General features: G+C 64.4%; 22 protein-coding genes and 3 pseudogenes. 15 read left to right on the top strand and 10 right to left on the bottom strand.

The features are described 5' to 3' along the window. The first annotated feature begins 162 nt into the window (after positions 1 to 162). Positions 163 to 1,131 carry a nitronate monooxygenase family protein gene (locus GGD61_RS23735; protein ID WP_183231211.1) on the top strand — a complete coding sequence of 323 codons (969 nt, stop codon included), beginning with the start codon at positions 163 to 165 and terminating at the stop codon, positions 1,129 to 1,131. Between the two features lie 210 nt (positions 1,132 to 1,341). Beyond that, positions 1,342 to 2,121: a thioesterase family protein gene (locus GGD61_RS23730; protein WP_183231210.1), complete on the top strand. Its 780-nt coding sequence runs from the start codon at positions 1,342 to 1,344 to the stop codon at positions 2,119 to 2,121. 332 nt (positions 2,122 to 2,453) lie between these two features. Here GGD61_RS23730 and GGD61_RS23725 read toward each other — a convergent pair. After that, positions 2,454 to 4,013 (bottom strand): annotated as a pseudogene (locus GGD61_RS23725) (AMP-binding protein). Between the two features lie 123 nt (positions 4,014 to 4,136). Here GGD61_RS23725 and GGD61_RS23720 point away from each other — a divergent pair. From GGD61_RS23720 to GGD61_RS23705, 4 genes are all read left to right on the top strand, one after another. Continuing rightward, the gene (locus GGD61_RS23720; RefSeq protein ID WP_183231209.1) at positions 4,137 to 5,102 is read left to right on the top strand and encodes a nitronate monooxygenase family protein; all 966 of its coding nucleotides are present in this window, start codon (positions 4,137 to 4,139) and stop codon (positions 5,100 to 5,102) included. A 142-nt stretch (positions 5,103 to 5,244) separates the two neighbouring features. Beyond that, complete coding sequence (locus GGD61_RS23715) at positions 5,245 to 5,493, top strand: hypothetical protein (protein WP_028140683.1); 249 nt, start codon at positions 5,245 to 5,247, stop codon at positions 5,491 to 5,493. Between the two features lie 132 nt (positions 5,494 to 5,625). Continuing rightward, entirely contained in the window at positions 5,626 to 6,342 is a 717-nt protein-coding gene (locus tag GGD61_RS23710) for a hypothetical protein (protein ID WP_183231208.1), read from the top strand. Positions 6,343 to 6,428: 86 nt separating this feature from the next. Then, entirely contained in the window at positions 6,429 to 7,139 is a 711-nt protein-coding gene (locus tag GGD61_RS23705) for a hypothetical protein (RefSeq protein WP_018321332.1), read from the top strand. Between the two features lie 50 nt (positions 7,140 to 7,189). On the opposite strand, the gene GGD61_RS23700 is transcribed toward GGD61_RS23705, so the two are convergent. Next, a complete protein-coding gene (locus GGD61_RS23700; RefSeq protein ID WP_092254170.1) occupies positions 7,190 to 8,761 on the bottom strand; it encodes a winged helix-turn-helix domain-containing protein in 1,572 nt (523 codons plus the stop codon). A 365-nt stretch (positions 8,762 to 9,126) separates the two neighbouring features. Here GGD61_RS23700 and GGD61_RS23695 point away from each other — a divergent pair. Next, positions 9,127 to 10,306 (top strand): annotated as a pseudogene (locus tag GGD61_RS23695) (adenylosuccinate lyase family protein). Positions 10,307 to 10,418: 112 nt separating this feature from the next. Next, positions 10,419 to 11,675, top strand: a complete 1,257-nt coding sequence (locus tag GGD61_RS23690; protein WP_092254174.1) for an aminopeptidase — start codon at positions 10,419 to 10,421, stop codon at positions 11,673 to 11,675. A 176-nt stretch (positions 11,676 to 11,851) separates the two neighbouring features. Here GGD61_RS23690 and GGD61_RS23685 read toward each other — a convergent pair whose 3' ends face one another. After that, the gene (locus GGD61_RS23685; RefSeq protein WP_092254176.1) at positions 11,852 to 12,406 is read right to left on the bottom strand and encodes a hypothetical protein; all 555 of its coding nucleotides are present in this window, start codon (positions 12,404 to 12,406) and stop codon (positions 11,852 to 11,854) included. Between the two features lie 237 nt (positions 12,407 to 12,643). On the opposite strand from GGD61_RS23685, the gene GGD61_RS23680 reads away from it, so the two are divergent. Further along, entirely contained in the window at positions 12,644 to 13,099 is a 456-nt protein-coding gene (locus GGD61_RS23680) for a cupin domain-containing protein (protein WP_018321336.1), read from the top strand. A gap of 131 nt (positions 13,100 to 13,230) precedes the next feature. Here the strand turns inward: GGD61_RS23680 and GGD61_RS23675 are convergent. From GGD61_RS23675 to GGD61_RS23645, 7 genes and pseudogenes are all read right to left on the bottom strand, one after another. Further along, positions 13,231 to 14,278 (bottom strand): annotated as a pseudogene (locus GGD61_RS23675) (amidohydrolase family protein). Positions 14,279 to 14,532: 254 nt separating this feature from the next. Then, positions 14,533 to 15,075 carry a hypothetical protein gene (locus GGD61_RS23670; protein ID WP_177237023.1) on the bottom strand — a complete coding sequence of 181 codons (543 nt, stop codon included), beginning with the start codon at positions 15,073 to 15,075 and terminating at the stop codon, positions 14,533 to 14,535. Between the two features lie 65 nt (positions 15,076 to 15,140). Further along, positions 15,141 to 15,953, bottom strand: coding sequence for an MBL fold metallo-hydrolase (locus GGD61_RS23665; RefSeq protein ID WP_092254881.1), 813 nt, complete (start codon positions 15,951 to 15,953; stop codon positions 15,141 to 15,143). 59 nt (positions 15,954 to 16,012) lie between these two features. Next, positions 16,013 to 16,417 (bottom strand): type II toxin-antitoxin system VapC family toxin, encoded by a 405-nt coding sequence (locus tag GGD61_RS23660; protein ID WP_092254182.1) that lies wholly within the window; start codon positions 16,415 to 16,417, stop codon positions 16,013 to 16,015. Next, positions 16,414 to 16,668 (bottom strand): AbrB/MazE/SpoVT family DNA-binding domain-containing protein, encoded by a 255-nt coding sequence (locus tag GGD61_RS23655; RefSeq protein ID WP_018321341.1) that lies wholly within the window; start codon positions 16,666 to 16,668, stop codon positions 16,414 to 16,416. Before GGD61_RS23655 ends, GGD61_RS23660 begins: the two co-directional genes overlap by 4 nt. Positions 16,669 to 16,743: 75 nt before the next feature. After that, a complete protein-coding gene (locus GGD61_RS23650; RefSeq protein WP_183231207.1) occupies positions 16,744 to 18,276 on the bottom strand; it encodes a permease in 1,533 nt (510 codons plus the stop codon). After that, positions 18,273 to 19,022 (bottom strand): ABC transporter ATP-binding protein, encoded by a 750-nt coding sequence (locus GGD61_RS23645; protein ID WP_183231206.1) that lies wholly within the window; start codon positions 19,020 to 19,022, stop codon positions 18,273 to 18,275. The genes GGD61_RS23650 and GGD61_RS23645 overlap by 4 nt, the downstream gene beginning before the upstream one ends. A gap of 263 nt (positions 19,023 to 19,285) precedes the next feature. On the opposite strand from GGD61_RS23645, the gene GGD61_RS23640 reads away from it, so the two are divergent. The 6 genes from GGD61_RS23640 to GGD61_RS23615 all read left to right on the top strand — a co-directional run bounded on the left by GGD61_RS23640 (position 19,286) and on the right by GGD61_RS23615 (position 26,100). Then, positions 19,286 to 20,161, top strand: coding sequence for a branched-chain amino acid ABC transporter permease (locus GGD61_RS23640; protein WP_018321344.1), 876 nt, complete (start codon positions 19,286 to 19,288; stop codon positions 20,159 to 20,161). A gap of 5 nt (positions 20,162 to 20,166) precedes the next feature. Beyond that, entirely contained in the window at positions 20,167 to 21,318 is a 1,152-nt protein-coding gene (locus GGD61_RS23635; protein ID WP_092254186.1) for a branched-chain amino acid ABC transporter permease, read from the top strand. After that, the gene (locus GGD61_RS23630; protein ID WP_018321346.1) at positions 21,315 to 22,073 is read left to right on the top strand and encodes an ABC transporter ATP-binding protein; all 759 of its coding nucleotides are present in this window, start codon (positions 21,315 to 21,317) and stop codon (positions 22,071 to 22,073) included. The genes GGD61_RS23635 and GGD61_RS23630 overlap by 4 nt, the downstream gene beginning before the upstream one ends. Before the next feature lie 3 nt (positions 22,074 to 22,076). Continuing rightward, the gene (locus tag GGD61_RS23625) at positions 22,077 to 22,865 is read left to right on the top strand and encodes an ABC transporter ATP-binding protein (RefSeq protein WP_092254188.1); all 789 of its coding nucleotides are present in this window, start codon (positions 22,077 to 22,079) and stop codon (positions 22,863 to 22,865) included. A gap of 91 nt (positions 22,866 to 22,956) precedes the next feature. Then, the gene (locus GGD61_RS23620; protein WP_092254190.1) at positions 22,957 to 24,795 is read left to right on the top strand and encodes a long-chain fatty acid--CoA ligase; all 1,839 of its coding nucleotides are present in this window, start codon (positions 22,957 to 22,959) and stop codon (positions 24,793 to 24,795) included. 105 nt (positions 24,796 to 24,900) lie between these two features. Further along, positions 24,901 to 26,100: an ABC transporter substrate-binding protein gene (locus tag GGD61_RS23615; RefSeq protein ID WP_018321349.1), complete on the top strand. Its 1,200-nt coding sequence runs from the start codon at positions 24,901 to 24,903 to the stop codon at positions 26,098 to 26,100. The last annotated feature ends 130 nt before the right edge of the window (positions 26,101 to 26,230 follow it).

The following is a 26,230-nucleotide window of genomic DNA, read 5'->3' as shown; positions in this document are numbered from 1 at the left end:
CTGCGCTCGTGGAGGACACAGATGGGAAGGAATTCCGCTGCTTGGAAATTGCTGCCCAGGCATCCGCCACGGCGGCAAAACGCAATACTTGACAGTGGAAAGATTGCCTTGTTGGTATGGCGGTCAACCTTCCATTGACCTGCCAATAGAGGATCGCCCGCAATGTCCATGCCTGCCTTGTTCAAAGGACGCCTGTCGATCCCCGTGATCGGCTCGCCGCTCTTCATCATCTCGGTGCCCGATCTCGTGATCGCGCAGTGCAAGGCGGGTGTGGTCGGCTCGTTTCCGTCGCTGAACGCGCGGCCGCCGGAGCTGCTCGACGAATGGCTGGCGCGGATCACCGAGGAGCTCGCGGCCTATGACCGGGCCCATCCCGACAAGCCGTCGGCGCCGTTTGCGGTCAACCAGATCGTGCACAAGTCGAACAACCGACTCGATCACGACATGCAGCTCTGCGCCAAGTACAAGGTGCCGATGATCATCTCCTCGCTCGGCGCGCGCGAGGAGATGAACCAGGCCGTGCACGGCTGGGGCGGCATCGTCTTCCACGACGTGATCAACCAGAAATTCGCGCACAAGGCGATCGAGAAGGGCGCCGATGGCCTGATCCTGGTCGCGGCCGGCGCCGGCGGCCATGCCGGCACCATTTCGCCGCTGGCTTTCGTCGCCGAGACACGAAAATGGTTCGATGGCCCGATCGCGCTGTCGGGGGCGATCGGCAACGGCAAGGCGATCCGCGCCGCGCGCATCCTCGGGGCCGACTTCGCCTATATCGGCTCGGCCTTCATCGCGACCAAGGAAGCCAACGCGGTGGAGAAATACAAGGAGATGATCGCGGGATCGACCGCCGACGACATTGTCTATTCCAACCTCTTCACCGGCGTGCACGGCAATTATCTGAAACCCTCGATCCTCGCCGCCGGCATGGATCCGGAAAACCTGCCGACCTCCGATCCCTCCAAGATGAATTTCGGTACCGACGCTTCCGGCGAGCGCGCCAAGCCGAAGGCCTGGAAGGAAATCTGGGGCTCGGGCCAGGGCATCGGCAGCGTCGAGGCCATCCTGCCCGCCGCCGAATTGATCGCGCGCTTCAAGAAGGAATACGACGAGGCGATCGATCCGCCGTTGTAAGCAGCGGTTATCGTAGCGCGCGAATGCCTCATCCGTCGTCCCGGACAAGCGAAGCGCAGATTCGGGACCCATAACCACAGCAAGAAGTTTGGCGAAGACTCGTAGTAAGTCTCGCGTCAAAACTTCTTCCTGGGGTTATGGGTCCCTGCTTTCGCAGGGACGACACTTTTTCCTGAATTCCGATTGTCCAAGCCAACAGAGATTTGAGCGATGCCCCCCATCTACCGCGTCGACGGCAACAGCGTCGTCACCAGCCCGGATGCCGCCGGTCCCTGGGACCGGCGCATGCAGCACGGCTCGGCGCCGGCGTCGCTGGTGACATGGGCGGCCGAGCGCATTCCGACGCCTGCTCCGATGGATATCGCGCGCGTCACCATCGATCTCATGCGCCCGGTGCCGGTGGCGCCGCTGACGATTGAGACTGAGGTCTTGCGTGAGGGCCGCAAGATTCAGCTCTGCGAAATCAAGCTGCTCGCCGACGGTGTGCAGGTCGTCGGCGCCACCGTGCTCAAGATCAGGCGCCAGGCGCTGTCGTTGCCCAACGACGTCAAGGCGCTGCCGGTGACGCTGCCCATGCCGGAGGACTCGCTGGCCGAGGATGGCCACGCCGCCACCAGCCCGTTCGTGCGTTCGGTCTCGATGCGCGCCGCGCGCGGCCGTTTCGGCCAGGCCGGCGCCGGCGCGATCTGGTTTCGCGTCGACCATCCGCTGATTGCCGGCGAAGCAATCTCACAGGCCATGCGTGCCGTGGTCGCCGCCGATTTCTCCAACGGCACCGCCTCGACGCTCGACTTCCGCGCCTGGACCTACATCAACGCCGATCTCACCGTGAACTTTTCGCGCCAGCCCATAGGTGATTGGATTCTGCTCGACGGCGATTCCTGGATCGGCCCCGACGGCGCGGGGCTCGCGATGTCGCGGCTGGCGGACCGGCAAGGCTATTTCGGCCGCGCGGTGCAGAGCCTGGTGATCGAGAAGCGGCAAGCGTGACGGCGGGGCCGCGATGGCTCCTTCCGAATGAACGGCAGGCTTCCGCCGCCGCGGAAGGGATGTTTGGTCGTGTCGACCAGAGCATCCTGCCAGTTCACATTCCGTAGAAGATCTTGATCTCCCACAGCACCACGATGATAGCCGTGATCAATGTGACCGCGGCGACTGCACTTTCCAGGGAAGCGACTCGCATGTCTTACTCCGCTTCCCAGCCCCGTCAGCGGTCTAGGTGATTCCCTGATTCGCCGGCAATCGCGCGGGGCTCGCCGGCGTGCACTCCGTCGCGCGTTGTGGTGCCGGAGCCACAACGATACCGTAGAATCCCGGGGTAATTACCCCACCATCCGGTCCCGCCCGCTCCAAAAACCGGCGCGCAGCACCTTCTTGTCGACCTTGCCGACACCGGTCATCGGCAGCTGCTTGACGAACTGAATCTGCTTGGGCGCATGCGCCGAGCCTTTTCGCGTTTTCACGAGGTTGATCAACTCGTCCGGATCGGGCCTTGCGCCCTCGCGCGGCACGACGATGGCGGTGACGGACTCGCCCCATTTCTCGTCAGGGATGCCGACGACCGCGACCATGGCGACGTCGGCGTGCTGCGACAGCACATCCTCGACCTCGCGCGGAAAGATGTTGAAGCCGCCGGACACGATCATGTCCTTCTTGCGGTCGAGGATGAACATGTAGCCGCGTTCGTCCTTGCGCGCGATGTCGCCGGTGTGGACCCAGCCGTTCTTCAGCGTCTCGGCGGTGATGTCGGGCCGCTTCCAATATTCCGCCATCACATGCGGGGCGCGCACGCAGATCTCGCCGGCCTCGCCGGTCTTCACCTCCTGGTCGTCGTCGTCGAGGATCCTGACCTCGCAGGCCGTGATCGGGAAGCCGCAGGACAAAAACAGCTCCGGCGTCTTGGGATCGTGATCGGCCTTGCGCAGCACCGAGACCGGATAGCATTCGGTCTGCCCGTAAAGCTGCGAGAACACCGGTCCGATGCGCTCGATGCCCTCGACCAGCCGGCTCGGCGACATCGCCGACGCCCCGTAGAGCACGAGCTCGAGCGAGGACAGGTCGGTCTTATCAAGCGCAGGATGGTCGAGCAGCACGTAAATCATGGTCGGCACGAACAGCGTGAAGTTGATGCGCTCGCGCGCGATCGTGGTCAGCACGGCCTCGGGATCGAATCCCTTCAGCATGTGCACGGTGCCTCCGCGCATCAGGGTCGGCAGCACTTTCGTGCCGGCGACATGGCTGATCGGGGCGACCGTGAGGTAGCGGGCGGCGTCGGGGATTTCGAAATCGGCGAGGATCGCGGCGGCTGCTCCGGCATTCTCGCGGTGATAGCGCAGCGCGCCCTTGGATTTGCCGGTGGTGCCGCCGGTGTAGTTCAGCGTGGAGAGATCATCGAGACCGGCGAGGCACTGCGCGCTGGCGTGTCCCGCGCTCTCGATGGCCGCCAGCAGATTGACACTAGCCGGCTGGTCCCGTCGTGAAGATCGCCTTCAGCCGGGTCGCCCTTGCGGAAAGCTCGCCGCCGCGGTCGCGGAAGGCGGCCGCATCGACCACCAGCATCTCGGCCTCGGAGTCCTCGAGCTGGAACAGCTGGTCCTCCAGCGATCCCAGCGGATGCAGCCAGGTGATGCAGAGCCGCGACAATTGCGCGGCGACGCCGGCGCACCAGGTGTCGGCGCGGTTCGCGGTGAGGAAAGCGACGCGCGCACCGGTTGCAGGCCAAGCCGCATGAACACGCCCTGGATGCGTCCGATCAGGTCGATAGTGCCCTGATAGCTCAGCGATCCCTCGGGCCATGCGAAAGCAGTGCGGCCGGGATAGCGCGACAGCGCCCGTAGCGTCTGCGCACAAGTCGGGGACGATGCGTGGAGCGGATCGGACATATGTTTCCTCGTTGCTTTGTCACCGGCTTCTGGCGTGCCAATGTTGCCGATGACGCTAGCACAGAGACTGCGGGAGGAAACGACAAAGCCCGCACGGGAGGCAAGCGTGACGAGGAGATTTGCGTGCCATCAGATCGACTGCAACGCTTCGGCGATCGTCTCGCTCTGCCGCTGATCGCAGCGCCGATGTTCCTGGTGTCGGGCGTCGAGCTCATGGTCGCGGCCTGCCGCAACGGCGTGATCGGCAGCTTCCCCACCGCGAATTGCCGCAGCACGGTGCAGCTCGATGAATGGCTCTCCGCGATCGCGATGCGGCTGCGGCAGCACGAAGACCAAACCGGCTGCAAGGCAGCGCCGCTCTGCCCGAACCTGATCGTGCACCGCTCCAATGCAAGGCTCGCGCAGGATCTCGCCGTGCTGCTGCGGCACAGGCCGGAGATCGTCATCACCTCGGTCGGCTCGCCCGCGCCCGTGCTGAAGCCGCTGCATGACGCCGGTGCGCTGGTGCTGGCGGACGTCGCCTCCATCCGCCACGCCGAACGGGCGGCGGAGGCAGGTGCCGATGGGCTCGTGCTGCTCACGGCGGGCGCGGGCGGGCAGACCGGCTGGCTCAACCCGTTTGCCTTCGTCCGCGCGGTGCGCGCATTCTACGACGGCATCATCGTGCTCGCCGGCGGCATCAGCGATGGCCATGCGCTGCACGCGACCGAAGTGCTCGGCTGCGATCTCGCCTATATGGGCACGAAATTCATCGCGACGCGCGAGAGCATGGCGGACGACCGCTACAAGCGGATGCTGGTCGAGAGCTGCGCCGACGACATTCTGCTCACCACTGCGTTCACGGGTCTGCAGACCAGCATGCTGAGGCCGTCGATCGTGGCCGCCGGCCTCGATCCCGACGATCTCCCGGCGCGCGGGGCGATCGACATCGCTGAGGATATCGACGTTGCCGCGCGCGAGAGCCGGCCAAAGCGCTGGCGCGACATCTGGAGCGGCGGGCACTCGACCTCGGGGGTGACGGACGTGCCGGCGGTCGACGAGCTGGTTGCGCGGACGCTCGCCGAATATCGTGCGGCGGGCGGGCCGTAGGCGCAGCCCGTCGAGCCCGGCCACGACGGTGTGGGTCACGGTTAATCCCGGGCTCCTCCGCCCCCCTTATTTAACGGCAGATTAACCATCGCCGGCCAAGAATCCCCTCACGGCCGCCAATCAGGGCCGAGAGGGACAGGCGATGGACTTCGATTTTCTCAACAGCAAGACAGCGGCTTCGCTGGACGAAATCCGCGTCCGCGTCGCTCATGCCCTGGCGCGACACCCGCTGTGCCGCAACGTCCGTTTCGACATCGTCAGCGTCCCCCGCACCCGTCGGGGCGGCAACTGGACGGTGACGCTGCAATCGGTCGAGCCGCGCGCGGTATGGGAGGCTTCGGAGATCGTCGCCGATATCCAGGACGCCTACGACCTTTCGGCAGCTGCCTGATTTCCTTGAACTTTCCGGGCGATGTCGCCGCAGTCCGCGCGATTGCCGCCGCGATGGCACGGTTAAGCCTTAATTATCGCCCAGTTGTCGGGCAGTGATCACGTGGACTTGAAGTTGGGCGCGGAGAGACGTTTGTCCAAAGCCATCACCATCGTTGTGCTGACCTGTTTCCTCGTCCTGGGCGCCGCCACCACCGCCATTCTTGGCCGGGACAGCGTGCCCAGCGTCAGCGAAGAGATGATCGCGCAGACGCCTCCGGCCAAGCCGCTCGCCACCAACCGCGCCGCCAAGGCCGACCGTCTGGTTCCGACCCTGGCCCTGGCTTCGGCCGCGTTCGAGCCGGTCCAGGTGCCGGCCGACAGGCTTTCGCGGGCGCCCGTGCTGGCCGAGCCGCTGCGCCAGGCCTTTGCCGCCGCCACGCCATCCGATTTCCCGATGCCCAAGGCGTCGAGCCTCTCCGAAGCGCCCGCGGCGGCTGAAGTTCCTGCCGTCGAAGTGCCGGCCAAGCCGAAGGTCGTGGCCAAGCCGCAGCCGCAGAAACACTATACCCTGCTGTCGGACGCACAGATCTCCGGCATCCGGGATCGCCTGAAGCTGTCCTCGTCGCAGGAATATTACTGGCCCTCGGTCGAGACTGCGTTGCGCAACGTTGTCCGCAAGATCTCGGCCAACAAGCTCTCCAATCCGAACGCGCCACCCAGCGCACAGATCGATCCGAACTGCGACGAGGTCCAGCAATTGAAGTCGGCTGCCATGCCGCTGCTGTTCCAGCTGCGTGACGATCAGAAGGAAGAAGTGCGCAAGCTCGCCCGCCTCATCGGGCTCGAAAAAGTCGCGCAGCAGATCTGACGCGGCGTTCCTTCCCAGGAACCGCTCGCCATCAGGAACATCCGGTAATCCCACGGCGTTGCTCGCTCCAAACAGGGAGTGGGTTAATGCGCGCCACGACAGCTTATTTCGTCGGTGCCGGAACCATTGTCGCGGCCATTGCCATTGGTCTGGGCGGCGGCATCGTTGCCGGCAACATCATGAATCCGGTCGCGTCCAAACAGGGCCCGGACACCAGCAAGATGGCGCAGCGCGCCGAGTCCGCGGGCGCGCCGGCACAGACGAGCGCGCCGTCGGAACGCGTCAATTATCTCACCGGCTCGCAAGCCTTCGGCGCAATGATTGCCGCGCCCGCGCAAGCCGAAGCGAAGCCGGAAGCTGTAAAGCCCGACACGCAGACCACTCAGGCGAATGCCGGACCGCCGGCGCCGCCGCCTTCGCAAGCGGCCGCGGTTGAGCCGCCCAAGGAACAGTCCAAGGAACAGTCGAGGTCAGCAATCGCATCGCCTCCGCAAGCCGCAAAGCCGGCTGAGCAGCAGGCCTCGACCGAGCCGGCCTCTTCACCCGAGAACGCCTATGCCAAGGCGAGGGACTCCGACGCGAAGCGCGCTGCGTCCGAGCGGCGCCGGATGGAGCGCCGCGAGCGCTGGACCGAGCGCCGCCACTACGATTCCCGCGAGCAGCGCGGCTTGCGCGACCGCACCGATTGGGACGACGTCGCGCGCAACATCCGCGAAGATTCCGATGTGCGTGATTACGCCAGCCGGCCGCGCGGCGGCTTCCCGCAGATCAGGTTGTTCGGGCCCGACGACGACTAGCGCCGAGCCCGCGATCGCGGCTTGCGATGGGAGAATGTCCGCGCGCATCGTCACGTCATTCCGGCGCGCCGCAATCCTTCGAGATAATGCGCACGATCCTCATCCCGCAGCATCGGCAGCTCGCGCGTGATCCAGCCGAGCGAGACCTCGGGCTGGGCGCGGCGCAGGCCTTCCAGGGCGGACGCTGCGAGCGCCGGATTTCCTGACATTCCGGCCGCCGCCGTCAAGACACGGTGCGCGCCGACGAAATCGCCGCGCTGTCGCATCGATTCCCGCGCCATCTGCACGGCTCCGTCATAGTCGCGGCCGACGAACCGGGCATAGGCCGCAACCCCGCAATAGATCGCTGCGAGCGGATCGCGCGGGCTCAGCCGCAGTGCGCGACGTGCGGCGGCATCGCCCTCTTGCCATCGTCCGGCGTAGCACAGCGTCACACCGTAAAAGGCATGCGCCATCGCGAAGTTCGGGTTGAGCGTCAGCGCCAGCTCGAACTCCGCCAGCGCGTCATCGAAGCGGCGGCGGAACAGGTAGGTGTAGGCAAGGCCATGATGGGCCCAGGCATCCTCGCGATCGGCCTCCACCGCCGCAAGCGCCGCGCGTTCGGCGATCGGCACTGTCGCGGCCATGTCGGCCCAGCCCATATGCGCGCCGAAGATATGGCTGGTCGCGAGCAGGCCCAGCGCCTTGCCATAGGCGGGATCGATCGCGACGGCCTTTTCGAGCAGCCCTTGCGCAGCGGCATTGTCCTCGCGCGTGCTGCGCCAGTGATGCGACAGCGCGCGCATCACGAGGTCCCAGGCATCCAGGCTGCCCGGCGGCTTCTGCTCGGCGCGAAAACTTTCGGCGGCGTAGAGCTGCGGCTCGATTGCGGCGACGATCGCCTCGGTGATCTCGTCCTGCACGGCGAAGATGTCGGCGAGCTCGCGGTCGTAGCGCTCGGCCCAGAGATGGCTGCCGGTCGAGACGTCGTTGAGTTGAGCCGAGATGCGCACCCGCTCGCCGCTCCGCCGCACGCTGCCTTCGACCACATAGCGAACCCCGAGCTCCTGCGCGACCTCGCGGATGTGCACGGCGCGGCCCTTGTAGACGAAGGAGGAATTGCGCGCGATGACGAAGAACCAGCGCAGCTTCGACAGCGCGGTGATGATGTCCTCGCTGATGCCGTCGGAGAAATAGTCCTGCTCGGCCGCGCCGCTCATATTGGTGAAGGGCAGCACGGCGATCGCGGGCCGTTCGGGAAGCGCGAGTGCGGCGCGCTGCACCCGTGCGGCGTAGCCAGGCTCCGGCGCGATCGCGCCACCCATCGTGCTACCTTTGGCCTCGACATCGCCGACGAAGCGAAAGCCCTTGCGGGCGATGGTGCGGATCAGGGCCTGGTTCGCGCCACTGTCGCCGACGGCCTTGCGTGCCGCGTTGATCCGGCTGGTCAAGGTGGATTCGGAGACGCTGCGCCCGTGCCAGATCTTGTCGATCAGCTCGTCCTTGCTGACCACCCGGTCGCGGTTCTGCATCAGGTGGACGACGAGATCGAAAACCTGTGGCTCCACGGCAATGGGAACCTGCTCGCGGCTCAGCTCGCGCCGGTCGGTATCGAGAAGGTGATCCCGGAACAGAAACTGCACGTCGAAACTCAGGCCTCATTACGAATTTGGGTAGCAAACGACAAAATGAAAATTTGGGTCGAAAACTGTGAGTCTGCCGAAGGGGACGTTTGGTTCATCGCGATCGCGTGATGGCAGCCATGCCGTGCGATTGGGGTCGGATCGCTGGGGGTGACGTGTTGACCGGATATCTCCCTCCGCAATCGACCCGTCATCCTTCGAGGCCTCCGCTTCGCTCCGGCACCTGCGGATGAGGGGCGATCGTGCGAGTGCGCCGTATGTCGTCGTGCGGGACGAATGTGCGACGAGCCGCGAATGTCCTTTGCCGGACCGTGTGCCCTGCGTAAGCTGTCGCCCACACAAACACCAACCACGAAGAAACGCCGATGCCTGCTTTTCCTGCCTCCACCACCGTGCTCGATTCCATGCTGTTCCGCGACGCCTTCGGTACGCCCGAGATGCGGGAGGTGTTCTCCGACGTCGCGCTGGTGGCGCGCTATGCCGAGGTCGAGGTGGCGCTGGCGAAGGCTGAGGCGAAATGCGGCGTGATCCCGCGGGAGGCGGCCGAGCAGATCGCGGCGCGGACGGACGTCGCCGCGCTCGATTTCGATCTGCTCAGGCAGGAGACCGACATCGTCGGCTATCCGATCCTCCCACTGGTGCATCAGATGGTGAAGCAGTGCGGCGAGGCCGGCCGCTACGTGCATTGGGGCGCGACCACGCAGGACATCATGGACACCGCCGTGGTGTTGCAACTGCGCGCCGCGCTCGGGATCGTCGAGCGCGACATCGCCGAACTTCGCCGCATCCTCGCCGACCTCTCGAAGCGTTACCGCGACACGCCGATGGCCGGCCGCACCCATCTCCAGCAAGCGCTGCCGGTGACCTTCGGCTACAAGACCGCGATCTGGCTCGCCATGTTCGACCGCCACGCCGAGCGGCTGGCGCAATTGAAGCCGCGCGTGCTGGTCGGCCAGTTCGCCGGCGCCGCCGGCACGCTGGCCTCGCTCGGCGGTCTATGAGCCTTTCGTCAAGGGACGCGGCGCCTCCTCGACCATGCCGCAGAAGCGCAACCCGATCTCGTCGGAGCTGATGCTGGCGGCGTCCAAGGCGGTGCGCCAGCACGCCGGCCTGATGCTCGACGCCATGGTACAGGATTTCGAGCGTGCCACGGGCCCCTGGCACGCCGAATGGATGGCGATCCCCGAAAGCTTCGTGCTGACCGCCGGCGCGCTGCACCAGGCGAAGTTCGCACTCGCAGGTCTCATCGTCGACGAGGCGAAGATGAACGACAATCTCGCCGTCAGCCGCGGCCTGATCGTGGCCGAAGCGGTCATGATGGGGCTCGCGCCGCAGCTCGGCCGGCAGGAGGCCCATGACGTGGTCTATGACGCCTGCCGTCAGGCCAACGAGAAGGGCATGAGCCTGGCCGACGCGCTGTCCGTGGACTCCCGGATATCGAGCCGCATCGATCGCGCCACAATCGAGGCGCTCACCTCACCGAAAAATTACCTCGGGCTCGCGCCCGCCATGGTTGACCGGGTGCTGAAATCGGCAACGCGTTGAAAACCAAAATGCGTGAAACTGCGTATCTTCTCCATGTCGCAAGGTGCTCGCGCACTTGCGTCCCGCGATGCTAGACTTAGATTGAACGACAGACTTCGGCAGAGGGCCCCGCATGACTGATCACCGCAATTCCGCCACTTCCATCGATCCCGTGAAACTCGACCGGCTGGCCGAGGTGGCGGTGAAGGTGGGCCTGGGCTTGCGGCCGGGACAGGATCTGCTTCTGACGGCGCCCGCGATCGCGCTGCCGCTGGTGCGGCGGATCGCCGTGCATGCCTACAAGGCCGGTGCCGGCATCGTGACACCGATCCTGTCGGACGAGGAGATGACGCTGGCGCGCTACCGCCACGGTCACGACAGCAGTTTCGATCGTGCCGCCGGCTGGCTCTACGAGGGCATGGCCAAGGCGTTCTCCGACAACACCGCGCGGCTCGCCATCGTCGGCGACAATCCGATGCTGCTGTCGGGCGAGGATCCTTCCAAGGTGGCGCGCGCCAGCAAGGCGAACTCGATGGCCTATCAGCCCGCCCTGGAAAAGATCGTCAATTTCGACACCAACTGGAACATCATCGCCTACCCAAGCCCGTCCTGGGCCAGGCAGGTATTCCCTGATGATCCCGAGGACGTTGCGATCGGCAAGCTCGCGGATGCGATCTTCGCGGCCTCGCGCGTCGATCGCGAGGATGCGATGGGCAATTGGGCGAGCCACAATGCGGTGCTGCGCGAGCGTACCAACTGGCTCAACGGCCAGCGCTTCCGTGCGCTCCAGTACAACGGACCGGGGGTCGACCTCACCATTGGCCTTGCCGACGGCCACGAATGGGAGGGCGGCGCCTCGCTCTCCAAGAACGGCATCAGCTGCAACGCCAACATCCCGACCGAAGAGGTCTTCACCACGCCGCATTGCCGCCGCGTCTACGGCCATGTCGTGAGCTCGAAGCCGCTGTCCTATCAGGGCACGCTGATCGACAACATCGCGGTGCGCTTCGAGGACGGCAAGATCGTCGATGCAAAAGCCTCGCGCGGCGCGGAGGTGCTGAACAAGGTGCTCGACACCGATGAGGGCGCCCGCCGCCTCGGCGAAGTGGCGTTGGTGCCGCATTCCTCGCCGATCTCGCAGAGCGGGCTGTTGTTCTACAACACGCTGTTCGACGAGAACGCGGCATCCCACATCGCGCTCGGCCAGTGCTATTCGAAATGCTTCGTCAACGGCGCGCAGCTCACCCCGCAGCAGATCGCCGCGCAAGGCGGCAACCAGAGCCTGATCCATATCGACTGGATGATCGGCTCGGCCGAGACCGATATCGACGGCATCTTGCCCGATGGCAGCAAGGTACCCGTATTTCGCAAGGGCGAGTGGGCGAAGTAGCGCGTCTTGCGGCCATCCTTCGAGACGCCCGCCGCTGGCGGGGCTCCTCAGGATGAGGACGGAGTGCGCGGCCGTCGCTCCAGCGGGCACCGAAGTCGATCAGCCTCATCCTGAGGAGACCGCGAAGCGGTCGTCTCGAAGGACGAGGCGCGCGCTCAGGCCTCTGCCGAACCGCCTCACGCCGCCGCGTTGCGCAGCATCGGATTGTTGTCGATGCTGAAGCGGTTGAACAATGTCGTGAACGGGCTGCCGTCCGTGGCCCGCACGATGGCGTCGGAAGCGGCGATCGCCTCGTAGAGCGCGCCGACGGGATCGTCCGCCTCGCCCAGGGCGAGGTTCATGCGGATCTCCTCGCGAGCCTCGTTGATCTCGTCCTCGTCGTCGAGTGTCGCCTCCAGCGCCTCCGCCGCACGCCGCATCTCCGCGAGGTCGCCGCCGCCGGAAAATTTGAGGATGTCGAGCCAATAGGGGCGGGCGACGACGAGCTGGACGAACGCTTCGAACGTATCGGCGATAATTCCCGCGCGGCCTTCCGATGAGACGTAGAGCACGTTCTGCGACGGCAGCAGCACGAAGGCGCCGCCGGAGCCGTCACTGCCGATCTGCCGGGGGCTTTCGATGCCGTCGATGGTGAACCAGGGCTCCTCGTCGGGCGCGAAGGAGACATCGAGGCTGAACAGCCAGGCGACGGCCTCACGATTGGCTGTCAGAACCTCGGGCGTGAGGGGCATCGGCGTGGCTCCGTTCTATGCTTCCGCGCACTTTGTCGCACCCCAAAAAGGATCGGTTCATGTGCGCGAATTTGCAGGGAAATCGCGACGTTAACCGTTTCGCGCCTGCAACTTGCGGCTGATTTTCGAGGCCTGCGTAAGAAAGAATTAAAAACGGATGACTAGCGTTCCCGACATCTTTCGAAACAATGCGGGCCGAGACCCGGCCATACTTAATTATATCCCCTGGGGAAGAAGATGTCGCGCTCATTGATTGAAATCGGTAGTTGTAACGTGGATCTCGAGCTCCGGCCGATCGAGCCATCCTGGATCATCGAGGGCAATCCCGTGTCGCGCTCGCATATCCTGTCCACCAGCGCCGACGGCACCGCCTCGACCATTATCTGGCAGTGCACCGAAGGCCGCTTCAACTGGTACTACGATATCGACGAGACGATCATGATCATGGAAGGATCGATCGTGCTCGAAAGCGACGGCATGCCGCCCAAGCGCTACGGCCCCGGCGACGTGATCTTCTTCCGCGACGGCGCGCATGCCAAATGGCATGTCGAAGGCCACGTCAAGAAGATCGCCTTCTGCCGCAAGACCAATCCCGTGATGATCGGTTTCCTGATCCGCGTCGTCAACAAGCTGAAGAAGATCTTTACCTCCACCGGCGAGCGCCGTCCGGCCTCGCTGATGGGCGCCGGCTAGAGCATGATCCGGAAAAGTGTGCAGCGGTTTTCCGAAAAGATCATGCTCAAACAATAGTCTCAGTTCAAGAACGCTTCCCAGCGGCCACGACGGAAGAGGGGTCGGGATCAACATCCCGGCCCCTTTTCTCGTCATGACGGCAGCTCGAGCCGATAAACGTCGATGGCGGTCTGCGAGAACAGCGCGGTCTTCTCGGCCTCGCTCAGGGGTGCGGCGATGCGCTTGAAGGCGTTGAAGATCACCTGGTAGCTGCACTGGCCCTTGTCCGGCGGGAAGTTGCTCTCTCGCGCGGTTGGGTCCGAACGCCTCGATGCAGGTTTCGACGTAAGGGCGCCAGGCCGCGGCAAGCTCCTCGGATGACGACGGCCTGTCGCGCATGTGGAAGTCGTAGCCGAGCAGGCACATAGCGAGGCCGCCGAGCTTCACCACCACGTTCTCACATGTCGCGATCTCGCGGATCGAGGCGCGCCATTGCGCAAACACCTCTTCGCGCCGCCCCGCAAAGCGGCCGACGCCGGCCGGGCCGCCGCAATGGTCGAGCACGATCCTGGTGTCGGGGAAGGCGCGCGCCAATTCGGTCAGTTCGCCGATCTGTGGATGGAACAGCCAGGCATCGAAGCTGAGGTTGAGTGGTGCCAGGCAGGCAAAGCCTTTGCGGAAAGCGGGATCCTGCAACAGGCCCTTCGGCCGGTTCGCATACATGCCGGCGACGACAGGATCCTCGTCCCAGGCCGAGGAATGCCGGATGCCGCGGAAGCGGCCATTGCCGGCGGCGATCTCGGCTTCCAGCAGCGGCTTGGCGGCGTCGCCGAGCAGCAGATTGGCGTGGCTGACGATGCCGGCACAGATCGCCGCCTTGCCGTAAGCGCCGCTCGCGCTCATCGCGGCGACGCCGTTGGCGAATTCGACCTCGCCGACGGGCCGGAACGCCTCCGGCCCGTGCGCGCGATACATCGAGCGGCAATCGACATAGACCGTGGCAATCACGTTGTGGCCGGAGGCGATGTCGGCCGCCATCTCCTCGATCAGATAGCGGTGCCCGCGATTCCAGAGATGGTGATGGGGATCGACGATCGGCCGCAAGGGATCAATGATCTCCTCTTGATGCAGCGCGAGCCAGTCCTCGCGCGGCTCGACGAACAGCCCGCTCGTATTCGCGGGCACACTGCTTGCAGCCATCGCGTGTTCGCTCCCTCTAAATTTTTGTGTCGGGAGCCTAGCATCTCACGCGCACGCACAGGAGCGCGCATTGCTCAGAGCCCCACAGCAGCGGTGGAGCAAGGTGCGCTCCCTCTCCCGCTTGCGGGGAGGGCTGGGGTGGGGGTGCTTCCGCAATGGGACACTCCCGATACGGAGAAAGCCCCCACCCGGCGCTACGCGCCGACCTCCCCCGCAAGCGGGAGAGGTTGCAGCGAGTTTGCCGCCGGATCGTTTCAATCAAAATCCAATCGGCCTAAGTCCTTCCGCCGCTTCGCCTTCACATCGACCATTAGCCGCCAATCACTTGCATCGGCCGGCTTGGCCTCGCCGAGCCAGTGGAAGAAATCGCCGGTGATTTCCGTAAAGCTCCAGCGGGTCAGCTCGCCGGCCTCCGTTGTGCCTTCCTGCACGATGTCGGCGCCGCGCGGCCGGCCGATCTGCTGGCGGAAGACGCTGCGTCCGGGATCGAACCAGGAAATCCGCCACGCAGCGATGGTCGGATCGTAGACGCGCAGCGTCGTGCCGTACCAATTGCCCGCAATCGGAAAGTCGGGGCTGCCTGCGGGGCGCGGGATGATCCAGACGTCCTGGACGGCGCGGCCCTCCAGCACCCAGCCAAAATGGATCTCGCCGGCTGCCGTGTGTTTCGCTGCGCCGGGCCCATGGGCGCTGATCTCGGCAACCCAATCCCCGACGAAGCGGCCATAGAGCTGCAGCGCCGCCGCGTGCTCGGGGTTCGGTCCATCCGCGTGCAAGAGTCTGGCAAAGTCGGTCATGTCGATCTCCTGTTTCAGACAGATCAGCACGACCGGCCGATCGCCGGCTTGGAGAAAATTGCGCGTCAGACCCCGTCGAGGATGATCACCGTCGGCTTCGACGGCAGCGCATCCCGCGACATGCGGAACGACCGCTCGGAGCGCCGGTCGATCTCGAATTGCTGGCCGATCCGGCGCATGAAATCGTCGAGCGGGGTGGCGAAGCGATGCATCGGCAGCACGACCGAGGCGCGCAGGCGCTTGGTGATGTCAGAAATCCCTTCGAGCGACATGGTGTAAGTGCCGTCGATCGGCACCATCACGATATCGAGCCGTCCGATCTGGGCGAAATGGCTGTCGTCGAGCTTGTGATGGAGGTGGCCGAGATGGCCGATACAGAGCCCCGCGACCTCGAAGATGAAGATCGAATTGCCGTCGCGGATCATGTCGGCGCCGGCATCATCGCCGAAATAGCGGCGGATGTCGGTCGTGACATTGCGGATGAAGGCGTCACTGATGCGCTCCGACACGATCGCCGGCTTGCCGTCCTCGCCCCAACCATGCAGCACGTGAGGAATGCGCTTATCGGGAAACAGCGAGTAGTGCGTGCTGTGGGCCCGGTTCATGGTCACGACGTCGGGCAGTCGTCCGACCTGATAGGCGCCGCTATAATCGGTCGCGATGCGCAGGCCGCCGGGCGTGTCGATGAAATAGGTGGAATGGCCGGCATAGGTGATCTCGACCCCGCCTGTGCCGGCCGCCGGCCGGAACGCCACCGGCAGGATACGCGGGGCCGCGTTGGCCATCGCTAGGCATTCGCTGCGCTGTGGCTGCTGGGCGGGGGCAGGGGCGGCCAGCCAACTGAGAAACGCAAGAGCCGTCAGCAATGGTCGAAACATGCAGAACCGTCCGCCGCTCATCGACGATCTGCTGAGTGTATCGACGAATTATCCTCGCGTCATGTGGTGCCGGCCAGCCGCGCCAATCCGCCGCTTGCCTCGATCAGTTTCACGGCTTTCCTGTCGAAGGACACGAAAGTGTCGGCTCCAAGCCAATTGCCTTCATGGGCGATGACGCCATCGGCGAAATCGCCCCCGGCCTCGAGGAGCGACAATCCAGCCTCGGCTGCCGGCCGATCGACGACCGCATTGGAGGCATTGATCAAATGCCGGATCGAAGCCGAGATATTCTCAGCCGAAGTTTTGTAGCCTCGAGAGAGAACCCAGGCCAGTTCGCACAGTGCGGGAATCGAGATGGCTATTAGGTCTGCCTTCTTGAGAAGGGCTTCGGCCACCTTGCTCTGTTCGGCGTCATCCCCGACCAGAACGCGCACCAACACGTTGGTGTCGGGCGTTATCTTCATCGCTTGCCGGTCCAGCCGTCAGCGATGACTTCGTTCATCTCCTCGATCGACAATGATCGACCGTTCGTTTTTCCTCTCAGGAAACCGAAGGCGTCCGAAATCTTTCCGACGGGCCGAGCTGCCTTCACCTCAACCCGCCCTCCAGGAAGCTTCTCTATCGAGATCTTGTCGCCGGGATGCACACCGAGGTGCTCCAGGAGATCCTTCCGCAGCGTAACCTGCCCCTTTGCCGTGACAGTAAGCGTGCCCATGGGATCCTCAATTCTTGATAGCCGATAGGTAAGGTAATTTAGCCTTACTTTCAAGTGAGGCAGGCAAGGCGCCTCTCACGCCTTCTTGTCCCGCCTTGGGCTGAACTTCCAGGTGATCGCAACGAGGCTGGCGGTGATCAAGCCGCTGATGAGGCCGGCGATGGGGAGTGCAAGCAGCAATGCCGCGGTTGCGGCCCAGCCAATCGAGGAGAACGCCTCCGCGAAGGTCGCGAGCCGCGACGAGGTCTGGCGGCGGCGGAATTGGCTGCGCCGGGCCTGCACCCGGAACCAGAGCTGGATCGCGGTCGCGGAGGCCGAGAGAATGATCGCGCCGGCACTCACTGCTGCCTGGATCGGTGCGGCGAAGGCCAGAGCGGCGATCAGCGGGCAGAAGATGACGGCGATCGCGATTAGCACCACCTCGATCTTGGCGCGGATGACGGCGGATGGCGTCAGCGGCGCAGTCGCGACCAGGTCGGGGGCGTCCTCGCCCGAGATGGTCAGCCAGGCCAGTCCGCCGGCAAGCTGTCCGGCCGCCATCACCACGACTGGCGTGATCAGCGTCAGCGCCGCGGAGCTGTCGGCAAAATTGCGCCAGAGCAGCAAGGCCGGCGGCACCAGATAGAGCAGCTGCATCAGGGTCTGCGAGATCAGCCAGGGATCGCGCCAGAGCAGCGAGAACTCCTTGCGCCGCAGCGCCTGCTGCCGCGACCCGGCGCGGAACGGGCGCTCCTTCGCGCGCCTGTTGCCGGAGGCGCCGTAAGCGGCGGCATCGATCGCCGTGTCGGCAAAGCGATGCGAGAAGATCGCCATGACGCTTCCGAGCAGCACCAAAGCGAGCGCCAGGAGCGGCAGCAGCGCTTCGCTGTCGCCCATCGCCGCCCGCGCCGGCCACCACCAGATGCTCTCGACATCGGGGGCATGGGCGGCCACGCTGCCTGAGGTCAGGATGGTGAAGCGCGACAGCGTGCCGTAGGACATGATCGCCGCGACCTGGAGCGCGATGACGAAGCCGGCGCCGATGATCGCGGCGAGGATCTGGGCGATCAGGCGCGTGCGCGCCGGGCCGATCAGGCGAAACAACAGGATGGTGACGGCGATCGCGACCGCCGCGGCCGACAGGCCCATGACGACGACCACCCCGAATGCGCTGAGCCAGCGCGCCCCGCCGCCGATCACGAGCACGTCGATGAAGGGCGTCGAGAACAGCAGCGCGATCGCGGTGACGGTCAGCGCGATCGCGGCGATGCGGACCGAGAACAGATTGGCGAGCGTCGCCGGCGAGGACATGATCAGGTCGAGATCGGCGCGGGCGTAGAACACCCGCGTCACCGATTCGATCGCCTGCGACAGCATCAAGGTCCAGGCGAGAAAGATCGTCGCCGAGATCACGATCAGCGAGGATTTGTCGAGCGGCAGCTGCAGATCGGCGAAACGGCCGATCACCGCCCAGGCCGGCAGGTGCAGCAGCGCGGCGAAGCAGATGAGGCCGATGACGGCGGCGCGCGCCCGCTTGCGCCGTCCGCCGGTCATCATGGCGAACCATTCGCGCCAGGCGAGCCGGAGCTCGTGGCGTGCGAACCAGGAGAGCGCGGTGGCCGAGCTCATGCGGCTTCCGGAAGCGTCACCAGCGCGATGAAGAGATCCTCCAGGCTGGTATCGGCATGGCCGTTCTGCTGGCGCAGCTCGGTCAGCGTGCCCTCGGCCACCAGGCGGCCCGAGGCGATCACGCCGATGCGGTCGGCCATGCGCTCGGCGACTTCGAGAATATGCGTGGTCATGATGACGGTGCAGCCGGCGCGGACACGTTCGCTGAGCAGGCCCTTCACGTGGCGGGCGGAGACGGCATCGAGCCCCGTCAGCGGTTCGTCGAGAATGATGAGGCGGGGATCGTGCACCAGCGCGCCGGCGAGCGCGACCTTCTGGCGCATGCCCTTGGAAAAGCCTTCGCAGCGCTCGTGTCGGTGCGGCTCGAGGCCGAGCGAGCCGAGCAGGTCCTGCGCGACCGGCTCCGAGACCGACGGCGCGATGCCCCAGAGGCCGGCGACGAATTCGAGATATTCGAGCGGGGTCAGCTTGTCGTAGATCATCGGCTCGTCGGAGACCCACGCCATCACCTGCTTGGCGGCGACGGGATTTTCGAGCGCATCGATGCCGAAGATCGAGACCGCGCCGGCATCGGGCCGCAGCAGGCCCGCGACCATGCGCAAAGTGGTGGTCTTGCCGGCGCCGTTGGGACCGACCAGCGCATAGAATTCGCCGGCGTGGATGGTGAGATCGAGGCTGTCGACCGCCAGACGGTCAAAACGCTTCGTTAACCCCAGGACTTCCAGCGCCGGCTTGTCCCGCTTCATGACGCCCACACTATCCGGGTTTTGCATCGCTCGCGACCATGATCCCAAGATGTTTCGGCACCGTGAATCTACGGCCCACAAATTCCGCCATCCGGTTTCGACTAATGGCAAGTCACCGTTTGTTGACAGTACGGAGCGGTTCAGGCTGAATTGGTTCCGGACAAATGGCGCTAACGCAGCGAGACGACTGCGTAGCGACTGGACACAAGATGCGGCAAGGCGGTCGGGAAGAGCCGCCGGCTGTATCGGGAGGACGCGCGTCAATGCTGGATTTCGTTCAGCAGCTGGTCAGCGGTGTTGCGCTCGGCTGCGTCTACGGCCTGATCGCGCTCGGCTTCGTGCTCGTCTACAAGGCCACCGAGGTCGTTAATTTCGCCCAGGGCGATCTGATGATGCTCGGCGGCTTCTTCGCCTTCACCTTCATCGGCATGATGGGCCTGAACTACTGGATCGGCTTTGCCGGTGCGGTGGCCGCGATGGCGCTGTTCGGCATGCTGGCGGAGCGCGTCGTGGTGCGGCCGATCCTCGGCTATCCGCAATTCTCCATCATCATGGCGACCATCGGCCTCGGCTATTTCCTGCGCTCGGTTGCCGGCATGATCTGGGGCACCGATGATCTGAAGATCGAGACCCCGTTCAGCCAGGGCGTGCTCCGCATCGGCTCGCTGGTGCTCGCCTACGACAAGCTGTCGGTGATCGCGGCGACGATGATCCTGTGCACGCTGCTCTATCTGTTCTTCAACAAGACCACGCTCGGCACCGCGATGCGCGCCAGTTCCGAGAACATGCTCGCGGCCTACTACATGGGCATTCCGGTCAAGCGCGTGGTGTCGATCGTCTGGGCGATCAGCGCGGCGGTGGCGACCTGCGCCGGCGTGCTGCTGGCGCCGATCACCTTCATCCATTCCAATGTCGGCCTCGTGCTTGGCCTCAAGGCATTTCCCGCTGCGGTCCTCGGCGGCTTCGGCTCGATCCCGGGCGCCGTGGTCGGCGGCGTCCTGATCGGCGTGATCGAGAGCATGGCCGGCTTCTACCTGCCCGAAGGCTGGAAGGATGTCGCGCCGTATCTCGTGCTGCTCGCGGTGCTGCTCTTGAAGCCCGAAGGCCTGTTCGGCCACCACGTCCGCAAGAAGGTCTGAACGCCATGCGCTTCCTGTTCAAGACCGACTATGAGGACGACATCAAGCTGTTCCCGCATTCGGGCTATCTGGTCTCGTACGGCATCCTGCTCGTACTGCTGCTGATCGCGCCCTATGTGCTCTCCAGCTATTTGATGAGCCAGCTCGTCTTCGTCTGCATCTATGCGATCGTCGGCGTCGCGCTGCTGATCCTGACCGGCTTTACCGGCCAGGCCTCACTCGGTCACGCCGCGTTCCTCGCCATCGGGGCCTACACGGCGGCATATTTGCAGAAGTACAACGTGCCGTTCCCGGTTTACTTCCTCGCCGCCGGAGGTTTGACCGGCATCATCGGTGCGATGGTCGGCTTTCCCGCTTTGCGCCTGACCGGCATCTACCTCGTCATCGCCACCATCTCCTTTGCCCTGATCGTCGAGGAGATCCTGGCGCGCTGGGAAAGCGTCACCCACGGCAACGAGGGTATGCGGGTGAAGACGTTGTCGCTGCTCGGCGTCACCGTCCCGCGCGACAGCCCCACCTTCTATTTCCTCTGCCTCTCGGTGCTGGTGCTGACCATCGTCGGCACGCTCAACCTGCTGCGTTCGCCGACGGGCCGCGCCTTCGTCGCGATCCGCGACAGCGAGACGGCGGCGCGCAGCATGGGCGTCAATGTCGCGCTCTACAAGGTGAAGTCCTTTGCGATCTCGGCGGCAATCACCGGCTTTGCCGGCGTGCTGTTCGCGCACAAGCTCTCCTTCATCTCGCCGGAGATGTTCACGCTCCAGCTCTCGATCGAGTTCATCATCGTGATCCTGATCGGCGGTACCTTCAGCCTGCACGGCGCGGTGCTCGGCGCGATCTTCATCGTGATGATCGATCCGTTCCTGACCTATCTGAAGGACGACATGCCCGGTATGATCGCTGGGATCGCCGCGACGTTCGGCGCCGGCCCGGCCACCGCCGGCAACATCCAGTCGAAGGTCGCGGCCTTCGCCTCGCTCAACGGCCTCAAGGGCGCGATCTACGGCATCATCATCGTGCTGTTCGTGTTGTTCGAGCCGCTCGGTCTCTACGGCCGCTGGCTGAAGATAAAACTCTTCTTCCAGCTGTTCCCGCTCTACAAGCGCGCCACCTTCAAGCGGCAGAAGATCTACGTGAAGTCGGAGCGGAACCGATGAGCTATTTCCGCGCCGAGAATCTGTCGCTGCATTTCGGGGGACTCAAGGCCGTCGATGCGGTGTCCTTCGCGGTCGAGAAGGGCGAGATCCTCTCGATCATCGGGCCGAACGGTGCGGGCAAAAGCTCGATCTTCAACCTGATCTCGCGGATCTACCGGCCGACCTCGGGCCGCATCTTCTTCGAGGATCAGGATATCACCGAAGAGCCGCCCTACGACATCGCCAAGCTCGGCATCGCCCGCACCTTCCAGAACATCGAGCTGTTCGAGAATGCGACCGTGCTGTCCAACCTGCTGGTCGGCCGCCATCGGCATTCGACCACGCAGCTCTGGCAGGAGCTTTTGTTCCTGCCGAGCGTGCGCGCCAACGAGAAAGTCCATCGCCGCAGGGTCGAGCAGGTCATCGAATTCCTCGACCTCGAACCCTATCGCGACAAGCTGATCTCGGGCCTGCCTTACGGCGTGCGCAAGGTGATCGAGCTGGCGCGCGCGCTGTGCTCGGAGCCGAAGCTGATCCTGCTCGACGAGCCATCGTCCGGCCTCAATGTCGAGGAAACCGACGACATGTCGTTCTGGATCCGCGACATGAAGAGCGAGCTCGGCGTCACCGTATTGATGGTCGAGCACGACATGTCGCTGGTCAACCGCGTCTCCGATCGCGTCATCGCGCTCAACTACGGCCGCGTGCTGGCGATGGGGTCGCCCGCCGAAGTCCAGCAGCATCCCGACGTCGTCGCTGCGTATCTGGGAGCTTGACGCATGGTTGCCGCCGTCACGCCCGAAATCATCTTAAAACTCTCCAACATCGAGAGCTATTACGGGCCGATCATGGCGATCCGCGGCATCTCGCTGGAAGTGCCGCGCGGCCGCATCGTCACCCTGCTGGGGGCCAATGGCGCCGGCAAGACCACGGTGCTGAAGACCATCTCGGGCATTCTCGACCCACAGAAGGGCTCGATCGAATTCCTGGGCAAGCCGATCCAGCGCATGGAGGCCGACCGGATCGTGCGGCTCGGCCTCAGCCATGTGCCGGAGGGACGCGAGGTGTTTCCGTTCCTGTCCGTGCGCGAGAACCTGATGATGGGGGCCTATCCGCGCAAGGACCGCGCCGGCGTCGCGGAGGATCTCGAGCGCGTCTATGGTTACTTTCCGCGGCTGAAGGAGCGCATCAACCAGCCGGCCGGCCAGCTCTCGGGCGGCGAGCAGCAGATGCTGGCGATCGGCCGCGCCCTGATGAACCGGCCGACGCTGCTGCTGCTCGACGAGCCGTCGCTCGGCCTGTCGCCGCTGCTGGTGAAGGAGATCTTCACCATCATCCGCCGCGTCAACGAGGAGCAGGGCATGTCGATCCTGCTGGTCGAGCAGAACGCCAAGGTGGCGCTGGAGACGGCGCATTACGGCTACGTGCTGGAGATCGGCCGTATCGTGATGAACGACACCTGCGACCGCTTGATGCATTCCCAGGACATCCAGGAGTTCTACCTTGGCGCCAAGGAAGCGGGCGCGCGGGGCGAGCGGCGCTGGAAAAAGAAGAAGACGTGGCGGTGAGGAAGAGCTGGCAGTAAGATGAGCTTGCCATCCGCACTCAAGACCGCCGGCAAGGCAGGCAGCGGAGGCAGGCGACAAGGAGGAGACGTGCATGGCCCGACCGGCGGTGCTGACGGTCGCTGATACGATCGCGAAGAGCTTCTTGCGCGCTGCGGAGACGCGGGGCGATCGGCCGGCCATCCGCGAGAAGAAATTCGGCATCTGGCAGCCGACAAGCTGGCGCGAATGGCTGGCGATATCGAAAGAGATCGCCTACGCGCTTCACGCCTCCGGCTTCATGCCCGGCGACGTCGCCTCCATCATCGCCAATGCCGTGCCGGAATGGGTCCATGCCGACATGGGCATCCTGTGCGCCGGCGGCGTCGCTTCGGGCATCTACCCGACCGACGCGTCGTCCCAGGTCGAGTATCTCATCAACGATTCCCGGACCAAAGTGATCTTCGCCGAGGACGAGGAGCAGCTCGACAAGATCCTCGCCTGCCGCTCGCGCTGCGCGAGCCTGCAGAAGATCATCGTGTTCGATATGGAGGGCCTCAGCGGCTTCTCCGACGACATGGTGATGTCGCTCGACGAGTTTCGCGCGCTCGGCCGCAATCACATGGTCGGCCGCGAGGCGCTGTGGCAGGAGATGCTCGACAGCCGCGGCGCCGGCGATCTCGCGATCCTGGTCTATACCTCCGGCACCACCGGTCCCCCCAAGGGCGCGATGCATGCCAACCGCAGCGTCACGCACCAGATGCGTCACGCCAACGACTTCATCCCGGCGCAGGAGGACGAGGACAGGCTGATCTTCCTGCCGCTGTGCCACGTCGCCGAACGCATCGGCGGCTACTACATCTCGGTCGCACTCGGCTCGGTGATGAATTTCGCCGAGAGCCCGGAAACCGTGCCGGACAATTTGCGCGAGGTGCAGCCGACCGTCTTCCTCGCGGTCCCACGCATCTGGGAAAAATTCTACTCCGCCATCACCATCGCGCTGAAGGATGCGACCCCGCTGCAGCAATGGGTCTATCGCCGCGCCATCGGCATCGGCTACCGCATGGTCGATTACCGGATCGAAGGCAAGCCGCCGCCGCTGTCGTTGCACCTCGCAAGCCGGATCGCCTACCGGCTCGCATTCCGCAACATCCGCCGCATGATCGGGCTCGATCGCTGCCGCGTCGCCTTCACCGGCGCAGCGCCGATCGCGCCGGAGCTGATCCGCTGGTATCTCGCGCTCGGCATCGACATGCACGAGCTCTACGGCCAGACCGAGAATTGCGGTGTCGCCACCATGATGCCGGCGGAGCGGATCAAGCTCGGTTCGGTCGGCACCGCCGTGCCCTGGGGCGAGGTCACGCTGTCGCCCGAGGGTGAGATCCTGATCAAGGGCGACTTCCTGTTCATGGGTTACCTGAACCAGCCGGAGAAGACCGCCGAGACAATCGATCAGCGCGGCTGGCTGCACACCGGCGACGTCGGCACCATCGACAATGAAGGCTTTGTCCGCATCACCGACCGGATGAAGGACATCATCATCACCTCCGGCGGCAAGAACATCACGCCGTCCGAGATCGAGAACCAACTCAAATTCTCGCCCTACATCTCCGATGCGGTCGTGATCGGCGACAAGCGGCCGTATCTGACCTGCCTCGTGATGATCGACCAGGAGAACGTCGAGAAGTTCGCCCAGGACCACGACATTCCCTTCACCAATTACGCGAGCCTGTGCCGGGCGACCGAGATTCAGGACCTGATCGGGCGCGAGATCGAGCAGGTCAACGGCAATTTTGCCCGCGTCGAGACCATCAAGAAGTTCTACCTGATCGAACGCCAGCTCACACCGGAGGACGAGGAGCTGACGCCGACCATGAAGCTGAAGCGCGGCTTCGTGAACAAGCGCTACGCCGCCGAGATCGAGGCGATGTATCGCGAGCGCGCGGTTGCTTGAGCAAGATCCGGAGGATCATGCTCAAGAGAGATGGATTTGAGAAAACGGCGAAGGCTTGAGAGGCCCGATCCTTCGCTCAACACGGGCCACTGAAGGAGGACTGCAATGTCGAAATCGCTGAAGGCGCTGGGCCTGGCGGTGAGCGCCCTTGCGCTGACCTGTCTGCCGGCCGCCGCTCAAACCAAGGTCACCAATGAAGGCATCTCGGCATCCGAGATCGTCATCGGCACGCATCAGGACCTGTCGGGCCCGATCAAGGGCTGGGGCGTGCCGGTCTCCAACGGCATGAAGATGGCGGTCGAGGAGATCAACGCGGCGGGCGGTGTCCAGGGTCGCAAGATCAAGCTTGTCGTCGAGGATAGCGGCTACGATCCGAAGAAAGCTGTGCTGGCTTCGCAAAAGCTGATCGAGCGCGACAAGATTTTCGCGATGGTGGGACCAATGGGATCGCCGACCGTGCTCGCTGCGCAGGATATCCTGCTCGACGCCGGCGTGCTTCAGCTCTTCCCGCTGACGGCGGCCGAGTTCACCTTCAAGTTCGATGCGGCCAAGCCGCAGGAGCGGCTGAAGTTCAACAACCTCCTGCCCTATGTCGAGAGCACGCGCGCAGCGCTCAAATACATGATTGAGGCAAAGAATTTCAAGAAGCCGTGCATCATGCATCAGGACGACGAGTACGGAAAAAACGTGCTCGATGGTTTTAACCAACAGCTCGCCGCCATGAAGGTGCAGCCGGCCTCGATCACGAGCTACAAGCGCGGCGCCTCCGACTTCTCGGCGCAGGTCGCCAAGATGAAGTCCGACGGCTGCGACCTCGTCGTGCTCGGCGCGGTCCTCCGTGAGCCTATCGGCACGATGACCGAGGCCAGGAAGCTCGGCTGGGAGGTCACCTTCCTCGGTGCCACGCCCGTCAACGTGCTCGAAGTGCCGGCGCTCGGCAAGGAAGTGGTGGAAGGGCTGTATGCCGCTTCGAACTTCGAAATCCCCTACGAAGACACCGCGAAGGGAAAGGTGAAGGACTGGCTCGTCAATTACAAGAAGATGTTCAACGCCGACGCCAATACGCAGGCGATCATCGGCTACAATGCGGTGATGACGTTCGCGCATTATGCCAACAAGGCTGGCAAGGATCTCACTGGCCAGAAGATGCTCGACGCGCTGGAGTCCGGCGACAAGTTCCAGGATATCTTCAATTCGCCGCCGACCGTGTTCTCGAAGACCAACCATCTCGCCACCACCGTCACCCAGGTGCAGCAGGTGAAGAACGGCCGTTGGGTGCTGGTGAAGGACAATCTGATGTTTTGATGAAGGGCGGCTCTCGCGACACGACCGGTGCACCCTCTTCCCTTGCGGGAGAGGGTGGATCGCCGCAAAGCGGCGAGCCGGGTGAGGGGTCTCTATCCTCACGAATAGCCTAGCGAGCGGAAAAACAACT

The organism is Bradyrhizobium sp. SBR1B, from assembly GCF_014198205.1.
In the GTDB taxonomy this organism is placed as follows: Bacteria; Pseudomonadota; Alphaproteobacteria; order Rhizobiales; family Xanthobacteraceae; genus Bradyrhizobium.
The sequence above is the reverse complement of the archived record's forward strand: the minus strand, read 5'-3'. Positions and strand labels throughout refer to the sequence as shown.

Bases quoted from the DNA above. Each gene is read 5' to 3' on its own strand.
- GGD61_RS23670 (WP_177237023.1), bottom strand. From the start codon at position 15,075: ATGACCGACTTTGCCAGACTCTTGCACGCGGATGGACCGAACCCCGAG.
- GGD61_RS23630 (WP_018321346.1), top strand. From the start codon at position 21,315: ATGAGCTATTTCCGCGCCGAGAATCTGTCGCTGCATTTCGGGGGACTC.
- GGD61_RS23735 (WP_183231211.1), top strand. From the start codon at position 163: ATGTCCATGCCTGCCTTGTTCAAAGGACGCCTGTCGATCCCCGTGATC.
- GGD61_RS23620 (WP_092254190.1), top strand. From the start codon at position 22,957: ATGGCCCGACCGGCGGTGCTGACGGTCGCTGATACGATCGCGAAGAGC.
- GGD61_RS23635 (WP_092254186.1), top strand. From the start codon at position 20,167: ATGCGCTTCCTGTTCAAGACCGACTATGAGGACGACATCAAGCTGTTC.
- GGD61_RS23705 (WP_018321332.1), top strand. From the start codon at position 6,429: ATGCGCGCCACGACAGCTTATTTCGTCGGTGCCGGAACCATTGTCGCG.
- GGD61_RS23650 (WP_183231207.1), bottom strand. From the start codon at position 18,276: ATGAGCTCGGCCACCGCGCTCTCCTGGTTCGCACGCCACGAGCTCCGG.
- GGD61_RS23685 (WP_092254176.1), bottom strand. From the start codon at position 12,406: ATGCCCCTCACGCCCGAGGTTCTGACAGCCAATCGTGAGGCCGTCGCC.
- GGD61_RS23715 (WP_028140683.1), top strand. From the start codon at position 5,245: ATGGACTTCGATTTTCTCAACAGCAAGACAGCGGCTTCGCTGGACGAA.
- GGD61_RS23730 (WP_183231210.1), top strand. From the start codon at position 1,342: ATGCCCCCCATCTACCGCGTCGACGGCAACAGCGTCGTCACCAGCCCG.
- GGD61_RS23655 (WP_018321341.1), bottom strand. From the start codon at position 16,668: ATGGGCACGCTTACTGTCACGGCAAAGGGGCAGGTTACGCTGCGGAAG.
- GGD61_RS23660 (WP_092254182.1), bottom strand. From the start codon at position 16,417: ATGAAGATAACGCCCGACACCAACGTGTTGGTGCGCGTTCTGGTCGGG.
- GGD61_RS23690 (WP_092254174.1), top strand. From the start codon at position 10,419: ATGACTGATCACCGCAATTCCGCCACTTCCATCGATCCCGTGAAACTC.
- GGD61_RS23625 (WP_092254188.1), top strand. From the start codon at position 22,077: ATGGTTGCCGCCGTCACGCCCGAAATCATCTTAAAACTCTCCAACATC.
- GGD61_RS23680 (WP_018321336.1), top strand. From the start codon at position 12,644: ATGTCGCGCTCATTGATTGAAATCGGTAGTTGTAACGTGGATCTCGAG.
- GGD61_RS23640 (WP_018321344.1), top strand. From the start codon at position 19,286: ATGCTGGATTTCGTTCAGCAGCTGGTCAGCGGTGTTGCGCTCGGCTGC.
- GGD61_RS23665 (WP_092254881.1), bottom strand. From the start codon at position 15,953: ATGTTTCGACCATTGCTGACGGCTCTTGCGTTTCTCAGTTGGCTGGCC.
- GGD61_RS23615 (WP_018321349.1), top strand. From the start codon at position 24,901: ATGTCGAAATCGCTGAAGGCGCTGGGCCTGGCGGTGAGCGCCCTTGCG.
- GGD61_RS23645 (WP_183231206.1), bottom strand. From the start codon at position 19,022: ATGAAGCGGGACAAGCCGGCGCTGGAAGTCCTGGGGTTAACGAAGCGT.